The following is a 13,866-nucleotide window of genomic DNA, read 5'->3' on the forward strand; positions in this document are numbered from 1 at the left end:
CTTCATATTGATTCCAATATCTCTAACCTTTCACTGCACCTATCATGGTCCCCTGTACAAAATACTTCTGTACAAAAGGATAGATACAGATGATGGGCAAGGTTGCAAAAATAATACAGGACGCCTTCAGTACCTCAGGGTTGGTAATCTGTCCGGTTGCTGCGCCGCCTTCTGCTTTAAAGGTTTCACTGGCAGCTACCACCAGATAATAAAGCTTCAGCTGCAGAGGACGTAGGTCTGCCCGCTGTTTGATATAAAACAGCGCATCCGAATAGGCATTCCACCGGCCTACGGCGTAAAACAGGGCGATGGTCGCAATGATCGGTTTGGTAAGCGGAACCACAATATTGCTTAATATCTTAAAATGGCTGGCTCCGTCGATCAGTGCGGATTCAATCAGGCTGTCTGGAATCGTGGCCTTGAAATTGTTCTTCATGATCAGAAAGTTATAAGCAGCAAAGGAAAGGGGCAGAATCATGCACCACCAGGTATCCAGCATGTGCAAATCATTCATCAGCAGGTAATCGGGAATCGTTCCTGCGGTAAAATACATGGTGAACATGATTAAGAAAGTCATGACCTTTCTTCCCTTTAGCTGGACTCTGCTGAGGGCATATGCGGAACTGATGGTCAAAAATGTTCCGATAACCGTAAACGAAACGGTTACAATGATGGATACATACAAAGACCGGACGATGGATGCATCCTGAAACACCTTGCTGTAAGCATTAAAATTAATTTCTCTGGGAATCAAAAAAATCTTATTTGCAATGACATAGGCTTCCCGGCTGATGGACTTGGCAAAAATGTGGATAAAGGGAAGCAGGCAGGTAAGAGAAATGAGCAGAAGCAAAAGGTGAAAAAATACATCTATGGCTGTATCTTTTACCCTTGCCCTGGTCCATACCCTGTGTTTGTTCTGTTGATTGCGGCTCATAGTCATTCCCTCCTTAAATCAATCCATCTTCACCAAGACGTTTGGCAATATAATCGGCTGCCAGCACCAGTGCCAGGCCAATAATTGACTGGAACAGTCCCAGTGCCGTGGCCTCACTGAATTTCCCGCTTTCAATTCCCCAACGGTATACAAGCACCGGAATGGTGGTGGTATATTCTGTTGCTTTGGCATTGGCCAGAGCATAGATCCTTTCAAAGGAACCTCCCATAAGCTTTCCAAGATTCATGATCAGAAGCGTCACGATGGTGCTGCGTATACAGGGAAGTGTCACATGAAGACACTGCTTTAATCTTCCGGCCCCGTCAACTCTTGCGGCTTCATACAGTTCAGAATTCACACCTGTTATGGCCGCCAGATAGATGATAGTTCCCCACCCCATGGACTGCCAGACTCCAATCAGTACATAACTGACCAGCCACCAGGTGTTATCCTGCAGAAACGGAATGGGGCTGTGGCCTGCATTCTGAATCAGGACATTGACCACTCCGCTGCTGATGGAAAACATGGAATAGCCGATTCCCCCAATGATGACCCAGGATAAAAAATGAGGCAGATACAAAAGCGTCTGCATCACGCTCTTGAAATACCGGTTTTTGATTTCATTGAGTATGAGGGCAAGAATGACCGGCATCGGGAAGCCAAAAACCAGGTCCAGAACGTTAAGAAGCAGCGTATTGCCAAGAGCCTGGCCGAAATCCCTCTTCTGAAATACCTTTTCAAAGATGGAAAACCCCACCCATTCGCTTCCCCCATACCCCTTTGCAACTTTATAATCCTTAAATGCAATAGACAATCCACTGTAAGGCAGAAATTTAAAAACCAGAATAAACAGCATGGGAAGAATCATAAGTACGTATAACTGCCAGTCACGCCTCAAGTACCATACAGCATCATGCCTTTTTCTCTCATATTCCATGCCCGGGTTTGCCCTTTTTTCGGAATTTTTCATAAACAATCCCCCTTCCTTGCATTTTATTTATAGCAATATTATAAAAAATACAGAATCCCATTTCCAATCAATTCCCCATTAAAGCTATGCAATTTCAACCTTTTATTATTACTGTCGTTGAATCTTTGCCCCATGATTTTTTCCGGTTTTAGATTTTTTTGGAAAAACACATACTTTATTAAACCATTTTCATTTTTCTTTCCTATTTTGAACGTGTGATTTTGGTTGAAATAGAGATTAGATATCATGTATAATAAATTGAAGTATATTTCAGGAGGATAAGGCAGATATGCCTAAAAAGAAAAAGACGATCATTGAATTTCGGGACTATGACTTACCGGCCCACTTCCCTGTTCTTCTTCTGACAGGTGACCACTGGCGGATATCCGACGTACCTTCCGAACGTCTGCACATCCACAACTGTCTGGAAATCGGGATTTGTGAGACGGACAGCGGGATCATGAAGTTTGAAGACACGTCCTGTCCTTTTCAGGCGGGAGATGTGACCGTCATTTCCTGTGACATTCCCCACACCACCTGCAGCTCACCGGGTACCAACAGCAAATGGTCCTACATATTTGTGGATATGGGGGAACTGCTCCACCCCTTTTTTTCCGGGGCCGACTTACATAACGTAGATTTTCTCTCTATCTCAGAGCACCATCTCAGTCTGATCCTGGGGAAAGAAGAGTATCCGGTCGTCTATTCCCTGGTGTCCGAGATCATCGAAGAAATAAAAAGAAAAGAGCCTGGATATGAACTGGGAGTCCGGGGACTTTTTCTTGCCCTGGCTTCCAATCTGATGCGGGCCGCTGCACTTGCTGATAAGAAAAAAGACCAGCAGCCGGAAAACGCTCTGGTCATTGCACCGGCACTGGATTTTATCCGGTATCATTATATGGATGACTTTCCTATGGAACATCTGGCCGCCTTATGCGGATTAAGCCCTACCCATTTTCGCAGGCTGTTTTCCTCTGTCATGGGTACCAGGCCGCTGGAATATTTAAACGCTACCCGCATTCGAAAAGCCGCAGACTTACTGCGCATGACCGAAGGCTCGGTATTAAGCATCTCGGAACGGGTGGGGTTTCATTCCATCTCAAGCTTTAACCGGCATTTTCTTGCTGTCATGGGAAAATCCCCAAGGGACTGGCGCAGGCAGATGTCCATACTGAAGGATCAATCCGTGTTTAAATACAACGGATGGATGTATGCAGAAATACTAAAGAAAAAATAAGAGGCAGATAACCTATGGAGCAGCAGGCAGCAAGGAACTATAAAATAGATAACGGAAAAGCCATTTTAATTTTTCTCGTGGTATTCGGACATATCCTGGAGCTTTTTCATGGGGATTTAGAATCCTTTCTTTATATAGTGATTTATTCCTTTCACATGCCTGCATTTGCCTTTTTCTCCGGGTATTTTGCAAAATGGAACTTTGGGCGGCTGGTGAAACAAATTTTTTACCCTTATGTCTGCTTTCAGCTTGTTTACCTGCTGTTTGCAAAATACGGTCTTGGAGTTACGGCTTTTAAGCCTCTTACCAGACCTTACTGGCTGATGTGGTATCTGGTTTCCATGGCATTGTGGTATCTGCTCCTTCCTCTTATTAACCGTTATTTGCATATTCCGTTTTGCCTGCTTGCAGGAGCCGTCCTTTCAGCCCTTTTATCCGGCAGCTTTCCGTGGATCGGCTATCCGTTCAGCCTATCCAGAACCATTGTTTTATTTCCCTTTTTCCTGACAGGGTATCTCTCTAATAATGTATGGAAAGAGCAGCTTCCGGTTTTCTCTAAAAAGGTTCCCCATATAAGTTTCCTGCTCTTTTTAATGATGGCGGGAAGTACATGGCTCTTATGGAGGTACCGGTCAGAAATTCAACCGGAGTGGCTGTATCATTCGCTTTCCTATGCCAGAGGACATTACTCCGTCTGGATTCGTGTCCTGTTCCTGCTGAATGCCGGCGTATGGACTTTTGGCATTCTGCTTTTTCTTCCCAGCCAAAAGATTCCTTTTCTTACGGCTTTCGGAACCCACACAATAGCCGTTTACCTTTTACACGGCTTTTTTATTAAAGCGGCTAAGGCAAACGGCCTGTTTTATGGGGGCGGATATGAAATTGTTGTTTACGGCCTGCTCCCGTCTTTGTTTTTATGCCTTCTTCTTGGGAATTCCACAACAGAACGGCTGTTTCACTTTCTCTTTTCCGCCAAATGGCTGAAACGATAGCGCTATTTCTTTGCGTCAATCACTTCTTTTGCCATATCAATCAGAGTTTTTAACGGAATCTCTTTTGATGTGTACAATAGATAATCCATGCCATTCTCTGACCAGCTTACGGATTTAAAGACCTTGCGTTCTTCCTTGCTGCTTCCATAGCTGATCTGAAGTTTTCCCTCGTCATAAAGCTTCTGATCTTCCGCTGATGGACTGGCATCCGCAGGAAGAAAGAGATAGTTTTCTTCTATGGCATTCAAAGAAACATTCTGATAGACTTCCTGCTCTCCTGCTGTATCAGACTCCTCTGCCAAAACCTCCTGATGCACATGGCTGCTTAAAGTAACCTCAGAATCGTTACCATAGCTGGCCATCAGCTCCGGATAGGTGATGATCTGGTTGTTATTTTCGTCGAATCCATTTACTTTTGTAATATTTCCCTCCTGGAATGCCATTCCGTTTGAAAATTCATCCACCAGCTTTGGAACCGCTCCCATCTGATCGTTTGCCTGCAAAACCAGTTCTGTCATAGAATCAATGACATCATTCTGGCTGCTGAAACTGATCAGACTTGTAATTTTACCGGCTGCCACCGCTGTGACCGTTCCCATTACGGTAATGACCATCACAGCTGCCACCGAAGTTGCTAATTTTTTCTTTGTAAGTTTCATCAAATCACTCCTTCGACCTATTTTTTTATGAATTTCCTGAAGGCGCTGCTGGTTCAAATCTGCATCCGGCTTTATGGAATCCACTTCTGACTTTATGACATGTTTTAAATGATGGTCTGATAGTTTATTCATGACAAACGCCCCTTTCCTTTTCTGATTTCTTCCTGCCTTCCGCTTCCAGCTTTTCCTTCAGCAGTTTTCTCGCCTTATAAAGGCGCGACTTTACCGTCCCTTCCAGGGTTCCTGTAATTTTTGCAATTTCTCTGGTGCTCAACTCATTATAGTAATATAAAAGAATGACAGTCCGGTATTTCATATCCAGCCGCTTTAGGGCCTTCTGAATCTCTGAAGCAGTTTCAGCTTCCAAAACCGTCTCCAGCGGACTCCTGGAATTCTCATCTTCCCGGATTCGTTCTGTCCGGTTCCAATCGTCTTCATTTTCCAAAATGCTTTCAAATGAGAGTTCTGACCTGCCCTTTTTTCTTCGTTCCAGACGCCACGCCGTCCTGACCAGAATCTGGTACAGCCACGATTCAAACCGTTCCGGCTGTTTTAAGGTAGCTCTGTGGAGAAAGCATTTTACAAATGTCTCCTGCAGAATATCCTCACTGTCACTCCGGTTACCGGTGATAAAATACGCCATACGGTATAGCTTTCCGGAACAGGAACGGTATAGTTCGTCAAATGCTTCTTCGCTTCCGCGCAGCATGCTTTCTACCAAAGCCTTTTTTTCTTCGTCCATCACCTGTTTCCTTTCCTTTTTAGATGCATCTATATACTTAGAGTCACCAGAATCTTATCCGGTTCATTAATTTTTATAAATTTTTTATTTCCCGGCAATAAAAAAGAACCAAAGACACGGTTTTCTGTCTCTGGTTCCTTTTTTCCGTCCGGGCGGAATAACCTTTACACCATTTCCTTATTAAAAATCTCCATGAACTCTTCCCCGGTAATGGTTTCCCGTTCCAGAAGATATTCAGCAATCTCATGAAGCTTTTTCACATTGTCCTTTAATATCTGGAGGGCCTTTTGGTGCTGTTCCCTTACAATTCTTATGACTGCCTCATCAATCTTCTTCGCTGTCTCAGGTGCGCAGGCAAGAGAGGTGTCCCCTCCCAGATACTGGTTGGTCACGGTTTCCAAAGCCACCATATCAAACTCATCGGTCATTCCGTAGCGGGTTACCATGGCTCTGGCAATCCTGGTGGCCTGTTCAATGTCATTGGAGGCACCGCTGGTAACCGTTTCAAATATCAGTTCTTCTGCCGCCCGCCCTCCGGTGAAGGTGGCAATCTTATTCAGTGCCGCTTCTTTTGTCAGCAGATGACGTTCTTCTTCGTCTACCTGCATGGTATAACCAAGGGCTCCGGAGGTTCTTGGAATAATGGTAATCTTATGGACCGGTGCCGAATGGGTCTGAGACGCTGCTACCAGAGCATGCCCCACTTCGTGGTAAGCAATGATCTTCTTTTCTTCCACATTGACAGATGCATCCTTTTTCTGGTATCCTGCGATAACCACTTCAACGCTTTCTTCCAGGTCCCTCTGGGTCACTGTCTTTCTTCCCATACGGACGGCTCTTAAGGCGGCTTCATTGATTATATTGGCAAGCTCTGCACCGCTGGCACCGGACGTAGCCAGCGCAATTCCGTGGAAATCCACGTCATCAGACAGCTTTACATTCTTCCCGTGAACCTTTAAGATGGCTTCCCGTCCGTTTAAATCTGGAAGTTCCACAGGAATCCTCCGGTCAAACCGGCCAGGTCTTAACAGTGCCTTATCCAGGGAATCGGGACGGTTGGTTGCCGCCAGGATCACAACTCCCTTCCTACCGTCAAATCCATCCATCTCAGCCAGCAGCTGATTCAATGTCTGTTCTCTTTCATCATTTCCGGAAAAACCGTTGCCGTCACGCTTTTTGCCTATGGTATCGATCTCATCAATAAACACGATACACGGTGCTTTTTCATTGGCCTGCTTAAATAAATCCCGGACCTTTGCCGCACCCATACCGACGAACATCTCCACAAATTCCGAACCGGATATGGAGAAGAACGGGACATGGGCCTCTCCTGCCACCGCTTTTGCAAGAAGTGTCTTACCGGTACCCGGAGGTCCTACTAAAAGAGCCCCCTTGGGAAGAGACGCTCCAATATCTGCATACTTCTGAGGATTATGCAGAAAATCCACGATTTCCTTTAAGGCATCCTTTGCTTCTTCCTGTCCTGCCACATCCCGAAACGTCTTTCCTGTTTCCGATTCCGCATAAATCTTGGGATTGGACTTTCCAAAGGACATGGCATTGGAACCGCCCATCCGCCGTTGCAGCTGCTTTGATAAAAAATTACCCAGAAATACAAAAATCAAAATCGGAATGATCCAGGTAAGAAGAATGGAAAGCAGCGGAGACATCTGTGTCACAATGGTCTTTTCAAACTGTATATTATGGGCTACCAGTCTTTCTGTCAGAGTTTCATCGGGCCATGGTCCCGTTTTATATACCTGATATACAGGTTTTCCTTCCCAGTCCTTTTTGCCTGTATCAGACTTGAACTGAATCTCTGTCTCCGTCCTTGCAACCGCCTGGACCTTTCCCTGGTCCACCATCTCAAGGAAAGTGCTGTACGGCACCTCTGTCATGGTCTTTGACTGCATCCACGGCACTGCCATGGCATTAAATATAATCATGAGTATTAAAACAATCGTGTAATAGTATAAAAATGATTTGTTCGGCTTTTTACCGGAATCATTATCATCTTTCAACCCCATCGAACTCCTCCTTTTCTTTTGTCACTAACCGAAGCACAGACTCGGCAAACCGGCACGCATTTTCTAAATCTTCCTCATTGGGATGCAGCATGGCATCTTCATAAGAGGAAATAAGGGCCCTGATCTGAGGGGTATCGTTTATTGACTGCATCTGTCTGTATTTTTCAAGTATGGAAGGCCGTAGCTTTCCTCCGCATAAAAAACAGCCGAGATACTCATTATCTTCCGGAAGGAAAACAACGACCTGCCGTTCTACCTGTTTTAAATATTCTTTATTTCCCATAAGTCCGCAGGTACCAAATAATGCGACCCGTTTCCCGTGAAGACCGGAAAGAAAATCCATCATCTCTGTTTTGCAGGTCCCGCGGTTATTCCAGAAACCAACAAAATACGTATCCGCTTCCTCTCCATGCAACTCCTCCAGACTGACAATATCTTTGGATTTTCCTGGAAGCATCTCGAATATCTTCATGGCTACCTTTTGAGTATTTCCGGTTTTGCTAGTATATACAACCAAATAGTCCATATATTGAGCCTCCTCTAAGAATAAAATATACCAAAGTGGATTATTTATCAATAGATAATCCGAATGTTAATACAATTTATGTAACTTTTAGATTTTTATTGGATTTTTTTATGATTATAAACGAAAAACGAAACAGGCCGGAGAATGCATTCATCTGCCATTCTCCAGCCTGATCCGTATGCTTTTAGGAAAGGATTCCAGCCGCTTCTTTCACGATCTTGCAGGTTTTTTCTATGTCCTCATCGGTATGGGCCGCACATAAAAACAGAATCTCAAACTGAGACGGTGCCGTATAGATGCCGTGTTCCAAGAGATAATGGAAATACCTTGCATATTTTCCGGTATCCGAAGTAAGGGCGGTATCAAAATCCACCACCGGAGTATTGGAAAAGAAAACGCTGAACAGGGAACCGGCCTGATTGATCTGCGTATGGGGAAGGGCCTGAGTGAATGCGCTTATCAGCTTTTCCGCCTTTTTTTCAAGGGAAGAATATAACTCTCTGTGTTCCATCAGGGTCTTGACCGTGGCAATTCCTGCTGCTGTTGCAATGGGATTTCCTGAGAGGGTTCCTGCCTGATAAACCTTACCCACAGGAGAAACCGTTTCCATAATCTCTTTTCTTCCTCCATAAACACCCATGGGCATGCCGCCGCCGGCAATCTTGCCAAGAGTTGTCATATCCGGGATCACACCATAGTATTCCTGTGCCCCGCCGATTCCCATACGGAAGCCTGTAATGACTTCATCAAAGATCAAAAGTGCCCCGTACCGTGTTGAGATTTCTCTTAAAAATTCCAGAAAACCGGGCTTTGGCGGAACCAGCCCCATGTTCGCAGCCACAGGTTCCACCACAATCGCTGCGATTTCATCAGGAAATTCTTCAAACAGGGTTTTTACCGACGCTTCTCCATTGTACTGGGCAAGAAGCGTGTGCATCGTATAAGAAGCAGGGACGCCTGCACTGTCCGGTGCTGAGCCTGTCAGTGCGCCGGAACCGGCCTTTACCAGGAGTCCGTCCGAATGGCCGTGATAGCAGCCTTTAAATTTTATGATCTTATCTCTTCCCGTAAATCCTCTTGCAGCACGGATGGCACTCATAACTGCTTCTGTTCCGGAACTGACCATGCGCATCATCTCCATGGAGGGAATGCACTCCCTGATCAGCCGCCCTAACGTAAGCTCTTTTCTGGTAGGAGCTCCAAAGGATAAGCCATCAAGACATGCCTCCCGGACCGCATCAACCACCGGTCCGTATCCGTGACCCAGAATGCATGGCCCCCAGGAATTTACATAATCAATGTATTCATTGCCATCCTCATCAAAGATATGAGAACCTGATGCCCGTTTCACAAAAACCGGAGTCCCGCCTACGGAACCAAATGCCCGTACCGGACTGTTTACACCGCCTGGAAAATAGTCTTTTGATTCTTCAAATAATGCCTCAGATTCTTCAAACTTCATTCTGTATTTTTCCTTTCATACTTTTATCCATAGTACTTGACTGCCAATCCCGGCATATGGCCTCTGCCACCCCTGGGATGCTGTATACTTCCGCAACTAAGTCTGCTTTTCTTCCATGCTTTATTAAGGCTTCTGCTGTAATATCTCCAATGCACACCACTTTTACACCATCTAACCATTCCTTTGCCTGCCTGCCGCCTGCTTCAAAAAATCCTTCCACTCCAGAAGCGCTGGCAAAGGTCACATAATCCAGATCCTTTGCTGCCACGTTCTCTTTTCCTGAATCCAGACTGCCGCTGACCACATCATAAAGAACTACATCGTCAAAGAAGACATCTGTCTCCTCCAGGATCTGATTTAATTCTCTGGAACCCCGGGAAGACCTTGGAATCAATATCCGGTCTTTTCCGGATATGAGTTTTTTCAGCCCCACTGCCAGATCTCTTACCTGATAGGTTTCTGGTGTGTAATCCGCGCGGAAGCCGTAACGCAGAAGCTCTCTGGCCGTACCGTTTCCAACGGAAGCAAATTTCACATGACCGACAGCACGGGAATCGTATCCGCACTCCATAAGGCCGGAAAAGAATTCACGGACTGCATTGGCACTGGTAAATACGATCCAGGTATAACCGGACAGATTCTTATAGGCCTCTCTCATACGGTCTCCGGTTTTATAGGACTTTACGGAAAGGCTTAAAAGATATTCTGTGGCTGCTCCAAGTAAAGTCAGCTCCTTATGAAGCTTCCCGGTAAAGGAAGGCGTTCCGGTCATCCCGATCCGGCATCCTTCCAGAGGAGCCTTTCGGGTAGAAGAAAAGTCAAGAGCAGCTGCCTCTCCAACGACAATAACCGCCGGACTTTTTATGCCTGATTCCAGGACCTTTTCCTTAATATCTGCCAGCGTTCCCCGCACGATTCTCTGTCCGGGAAGGGTACCGCTCTCAATAACGGCTGCCGGTGTCTCCCCGGACTTTCCTTCTTTTCTAAGGCCCTTCACGATCAGGGAAAGGTTCCCAAGGCCCATCAGGAACACCAAAGTGCCGGAAAGCCTTGCAAATGCATTAAAATCAGATGGAAGAGTCCCATCCCCGGAAAGGGTATGTCCGGTCATAACGTGAAAGCTGCGGCTCAGCGCCCGGTGTGTCACTGGAATTCCGGCACTTGCAAGAGCTGCTACGGCAGAGGTAACACCGGAAACCACTTCATAAGGAATTCCGGCTTCTTGAAGGGCCAGAATCTCCTCCCCACCCCGGCCAAATACAAAGGGATCTCCCCCTTTTAACCGGACAACAGAATACCCTTTCCCTGCCAGTTCCACCAGAAGGCGGTTGATCTCTTCCTGTTTCATGGAATGGGAGCCGGCCCGTTTTCCAACATAGATTTTTTCACAATCAGCAGGAACCTCCCAAAGAAGGCGGTCGGAAGCCAGAGAGTCATAGACCACCGCATCACAGTGTTTTAATCTTGACAATCCCTTCTCCGTTATTAACCCCGGATCACCAGGGCCTGCTCCTACCAGATAAACAACTCCTGTTTCTTTCATTGCATCCTCCTTTTATGAAAGACCTCTGGCCGCCAGTTCTGCCAGATGATCCAGTTCCGTGACTTCTCCCCAAAGATGGATTTTTTTTGTTTCTTCCCCTCTATGGCTCATCCCCAATACTTCCATCTTGCCGTCTTTTATCCTTGAATATATACCGATTGGTTCATGGCAGCCTGCATTGAGAAGTCTTAAAACCTTTCGTTCCAGGGTAAGACACTGTCTGGCTTCCTCATCATCCACTAGCCTTAAAACAGCATCCAGACCAGAATCTATCCGCCCTTCCACAGCTAAGATTCCCTGACCGCCAGCCGGAATAAATGTCTCACAGTCAAAGCATTGATACTGATACCGGCTGTCTTCCCATAGTCCCAGACGCTTTAATCCTGCGGCCGCAAGAATGATTCCGTCATAATTGCCCTCTGCCAGTTTCCCAAGACGGGTCTGCACATTGCCCCTTAAATTCTCACAGCGAACGGTTTGACCAGGCCAAAGATCTGCACCGGCCTTTTGTATCTGCATTCTTCTTCTTAAGCTGGAAGTTCCTATGACTACTTCCCCGTTTCCCGATAAATCACTTCCTGCCAGAGTCACCAGCACATCCCGAGGGTCCTCCCGTTTTAATACTGCAGCAATCTTAAGACCTTCCTCCAGCTCCATTGGCATATCCTTTGCACTGTGAACTGCAAGATCGATCTCTCCACGCAAAAGAGCCTGTTCAAACGCTGTAACGAACACGCCCTTTCCTCCGAATTCCAAAAGCGGTTTATCAAGCAGCCGGTCTCCTTCCGTCTGCTTTAACACCAGCTCTGTCTTTATCCCCATACCGGTATTTAAAAGAGCCTCTGCCACCAGATTGGTCTGGACAACCGCCAGCTCACTTCTCCTGGTTCCGATGCGTATGGTTTTTTCCTTCATGTTCCTTAAGTTTCCTCTCTATGAGTTCTTTTGCCTGTTCTCTGGTGTAAGTTCCTCCCTGACGGATTCCTTCTTCCACCATGGTTTTAAATATGTCCGACCGTATGGATACAAGATCAACCGTTTCCTTCACCATATCCCGGTAGGAGCCGAGCTGTTCTGCCAGATTCCCAAATCCAGGCGGAATGGCTTCCTGAAACCGATGCTTTAGATATTTTGCTATGGTAGGAGAGTCTCCACCTGTAGAGATTCCAACGGTAATATGTTTTTCTTTAATAAGCGCCGGGAAAATAAAACTGCATTCTTCCTGTACATCCACTACATTTACCGGAATATTTCTGGCCCTGCAAAGCTGAGAGATCCGTTTGTTCAGTGCTTCATCTGAAGTTCCTGCCACAGCAAAATCTGCATAGTCAAGGTCTGATTCCAAAAAGTCCCTGCATTCAAGAATAAGCCTGCCTCCCAGTTTCTTTTTCAGCTCATATAGCTCCGGAACCATTCTGGGTGCCACCACCCGGATCTCCGGTCCATAATCCATCAGCACACAGACCTTCCGGTAAGAAACGGTTCCTCCTCCTGCAATCAGACATCTTTTTCCTTCTATATCCACAAAAAACGGGAAATATCCCATGGTCAGCCCTCCTTGATCCAGTCCTCAAGCCCATCGAGTGTCCGAAGCACCACTTTCAAATCCTCACTGCTGACATGATCCCGGATCTGATAAAGAAGGGTTTCCAGACGCTTACCGGAAAACGCAGCCTTTAACTCCTCCATGCGCTGAATGTAAGGGTGAAATACCACTTCTTTTATGGCCCCATCAAGGTCCTCCTCCATAATTGCCCTTGCCCGGTCCAGTTCCTTTAACTTGATCTTTGTATTGTTTTTTGAAAGCGTATCAAAATAATCAATATCAAAAAGAGACAGTCCGTCTATCTCTCCGATGGAAGGGTCCATATCTACAGGCACCGCCACATCAATAAAGAGACGCTTCCTTCCATCTTCAAGGACCTTGGACAGCTCCTCATAAGTTACGGTATAATGAGGCCCCAGTGTGGCACTTATGACGATATCCATGTCATTCATATATTGATAGCGGTCCCTGTAATCCACCACCTTCACCCGGTCACTTTGAACATTGACAGTTAAGCAGGCATTATGCCTCCGGACGGTTCCTGTAATCTCAATGCCCGGTTTGGAAATAATATTTTTAGTTATGATACTTCCCATCTTTCCGGACATTCCGATTACCATGACCTTTTTCATGTCTCTTCCGTTTTCAAAACGAAAGACCTCATTGGCCACCAGGGTAGCAATGGAGAGAGGAGTTTTGGATAGCCTGGTATCGGTCTTGATGCGTTTGGCACACGTTACGGCTTTCTGAAAGAGAACATTCATCTCATAATCCACGGTTTTCTGGGCTTTTGACATCTGATAAGCGTCTTTTACCTGTCCCAGGATCTCGTCCTCTCCCAGCACCATGGAATCAAATCCGCAGGCCACTTTAAACAAGTGTCTGATGGCACTTTCCCCGCTGTAAATGTTTAAGTATTTTAACAGTTCCTCCAGCCTGATGTTTTTATAATCTGCGATTTCCCGCTGCAGCTCCCCGATTGCGTATTTCGTTCCCGAAACATAGACCTCACTCCGGTTGCAGGTGCAGAGGACTACAATTCCGGTCACTGCCTCTTTTCTGACAAGCAGTTCCATGAATTCCTTTTTTTCTTCCTCCCGAAAAGCAAACCGTTCCCGGATTTTAACAGGAGCCTTTTTATGGCTCACACTCATACAGTACATCATTTTTATTCAGCCTTCTTACTCTTTAATCTCAATAAATATGTAAACTCTTTCCTATTCTA

General features: G+C 45.9%; 13 protein-coding genes. 2 read left to right on the forward strand and 11 right to left on the reverse strand.

Annotated features, from left to right (window positions below; genetic code table 11):
- Positions 1–22: 22 nt before the first annotated feature.
- Together ACLTWA_RS06950 and ACLTWA_RS06955 are read right to left on the reverse strand one after the other, a co-directional pair.
- Positions 23–937 (reverse strand): carbohydrate ABC transporter permease, encoded by a 915-nt coding sequence (locus ACLTWA_RS06950; protein ID WP_412326877.1) that lies wholly within the window; start codon positions 935–937, stop codon positions 23–25.
- A gap of 13 nt (positions 938–950) precedes the next feature.
- A complete protein-coding gene (locus ACLTWA_RS06955; protein WP_412326878.1) occupies positions 951–1,907 on the reverse strand; it encodes an ABC transporter permease in 957 nt (318 codons plus the stop codon).
- 289 nt (positions 1,908–2,196) lie between these two features.
- Here ACLTWA_RS06955 and ACLTWA_RS06960 point away from each other — a divergent pair, with 289 nt between their 5' ends.
- On the forward strand, positions 2,197–3,144 hold the full coding sequence (locus tag ACLTWA_RS06960) for a helix-turn-helix domain-containing protein (RefSeq protein ID WP_412326879.1): 948 nt from the start codon (positions 2,197–2,199) through the stop codon (positions 3,142–3,144).
- A 14-nt stretch (positions 3,145–3,158) separates the two neighbouring features.
- On the forward strand, positions 3,159–4,136 hold the full coding sequence (locus ACLTWA_RS06965) for an acyltransferase family protein (protein ID WP_412326880.1): 978 nt from the start codon (positions 3,159–3,161) through the stop codon (positions 4,134–4,136).
- A gap of 2 nt (positions 4,137–4,138) precedes the next feature.
- Here the strand turns inward: ACLTWA_RS06965 and ACLTWA_RS06970 are convergent, their stop codons facing one another.
- The 9 genes from ACLTWA_RS06970 to hemA form a co-directional block, all read right to left on the reverse strand.
- A complete protein-coding gene (locus ACLTWA_RS06970) occupies positions 4,139–4,927 on the reverse strand; it encodes a hypothetical protein (protein ID WP_412326881.1) in 789 nt (262 codons plus the stop codon).
- A complete protein-coding gene (locus ACLTWA_RS06975; RefSeq protein WP_412326882.1) occupies positions 4,920–5,537 on the reverse strand; it encodes an RNA polymerase sigma factor in 618 nt (205 codons plus the stop codon). The genes ACLTWA_RS06970 and ACLTWA_RS06975 overlap by 8 nt, the downstream gene beginning before the upstream one ends.
- 164 nt (positions 5,538–5,701) lie before the next feature.
- On the reverse strand, positions 5,702–7,564 hold the full coding sequence (ftsH, locus tag ACLTWA_RS06980) for an ATP-dependent zinc metalloprotease FtsH (RefSeq protein WP_412326883.1): 1,863 nt from the start codon (positions 7,562–7,564) through the stop codon (positions 5,702–5,704).
- Positions 7,548–8,090 carry a flavodoxin family protein BilS gene (gene bilS, locus ACLTWA_RS06985; RefSeq protein ID WP_412326884.1) on the reverse strand — a complete coding sequence of 181 codons (543 nt, stop codon included), beginning with the start codon at positions 8,088–8,090 and terminating at the stop codon, positions 7,548–7,550. Before bilS ends, ftsH begins: the two co-directional genes overlap by 17 nt.
- 184 nt (positions 8,091–8,274) lie before the next feature.
- On the reverse strand, positions 8,275–9,552 hold the full coding sequence (gene hemL / locus ACLTWA_RS06990) for a glutamate-1-semialdehyde 2,1-aminomutase (protein WP_412326885.1): 1,278 nt from the start codon (positions 9,550–9,552) through the stop codon (positions 8,275–8,277).
- Positions 9,542–11,095: a uroporphyrinogen-III C-methyltransferase gene (gene cobA, locus ACLTWA_RS06995; protein ID WP_412326886.1), complete on the reverse strand. Its 1,554-nt coding sequence runs from the start codon at positions 11,093–11,095 to the stop codon at positions 9,542–9,544. Before cobA ends, hemL begins: the two co-directional genes overlap by 11 nt.
- Before the next feature lie 12 nt (positions 11,096–11,107).
- Positions 11,108–12,010, reverse strand: coding sequence for a hydroxymethylbilane synthase (gene hemC / locus ACLTWA_RS07000; protein ID WP_412326887.1), 903 nt, complete (start codon positions 12,008–12,010; stop codon positions 11,108–11,110).
- Positions 11,970–12,641 (reverse strand): bifunctional precorrin-2 dehydrogenase/sirohydrochlorin ferrochelatase, encoded by a 672-nt coding sequence (locus ACLTWA_RS07005; RefSeq protein ID WP_412326889.1) that lies wholly within the window; start codon positions 12,639–12,641, stop codon positions 11,970–11,972. Before ACLTWA_RS07005 ends, hemC begins: the two co-directional genes overlap by 41 nt.
- Before the next feature lie 2 nt (positions 12,642–12,643).
- The gene (gene hemA, locus ACLTWA_RS07010; RefSeq protein ID WP_412326890.1) at positions 12,644–13,807 is read right to left on the reverse strand and encodes a glutamyl-tRNA reductase; all 1,164 of its coding nucleotides are present in this window, start codon (positions 13,805–13,807) and stop codon (positions 12,644–12,646) included.
- Positions 13,808–13,866: the final 59 nt, after the last annotated feature.

Source organism: Lacrimispora sp. (genome assembly GCF_046972725.1).
Taxonomy (GTDB): domain Bacteria; phylum Bacillota; class Clostridia; order Lachnospirales; family Lachnospiraceae; genus Lacrimispora.

Bases quoted from the DNA above. Each gene is read 5' to 3' on its own strand.
- hemC (WP_412326887.1), bottom strand. From the start codon at position 12,010: ATGAAGGAAAAAACCATACGCATCGGAACCAGGAGAAGTGAGCTGGCG.
- ACLTWA_RS06970 (WP_412326881.1), bottom strand. From the start codon at position 4,927: ATGAATAAACTATCAGACCATCATTTAAAACATGTCATAAAGTCAGAA.
- cobA (WP_412326886.1), bottom strand. From the start codon at position 11,095: ATGAAAGAAACAGGAGTTGTTTATCTGGTAGGAGCAGGCCCTGGTGAT.
- ACLTWA_RS06965 (WP_412326880.1), top strand. From the start codon at position 3,159: ATGGAGCAGCAGGCAGCAAGGAACTATAAAATAGATAACGGAAAAGCC.
- hemL (WP_412326885.1), bottom strand. From the start codon at position 9,552: ATGAAGTTTGAAGAATCTGAGGCATTATTTGAAGAATCAAAAGACTAT.
- ACLTWA_RS07005 (WP_412326889.1), bottom strand. From the start codon at position 12,641: ATGGGATATTTCCCGTTTTTTGTGGATATAGAAGGAAAAAGATGTCTG.
- ACLTWA_RS06975 (WP_412326882.1), bottom strand. From the start codon at position 5,537: ATGGACGAAGAAAAAAAGGCTTTGGTAGAAAGCATGCTGCGCGGAAGC.
- bilS (WP_412326884.1), bottom strand. From the start codon at position 8,090: ATGGACTATTTGGTTGTATATACTAGCAAAACCGGAAATACTCAAAAG.
- ftsH (WP_412326883.1), bottom strand. From the start codon at position 7,564: ATGGGGTTGAAAGATGATAATGATTCCGGTAAAAAGCCGAACAAATCA.
- hemA (WP_412326890.1), bottom strand. From the start codon at position 13,807: ATGATGTACTGTATGAGTGTGAGCCATAAAAAGGCTCCTGTTAAAATC.
- ACLTWA_RS06955 (WP_412326878.1), bottom strand. From the start codon at position 1,907: ATGAAAAATTCCGAAAAAAGGGCAAACCCGGGCATGGAATATGAGAGA.
- ACLTWA_RS06950 (WP_412326877.1), bottom strand. From the start codon at position 937: ATGAGCCGCAATCAACAGAACAAACACAGGGTATGGACCAGGGCAAGG.
- ACLTWA_RS06960 (WP_412326879.1), top strand. From the start codon at position 2,197: ATGCCTAAAAAGAAAAAGACGATCATTGAATTTCGGGACTATGACTTA.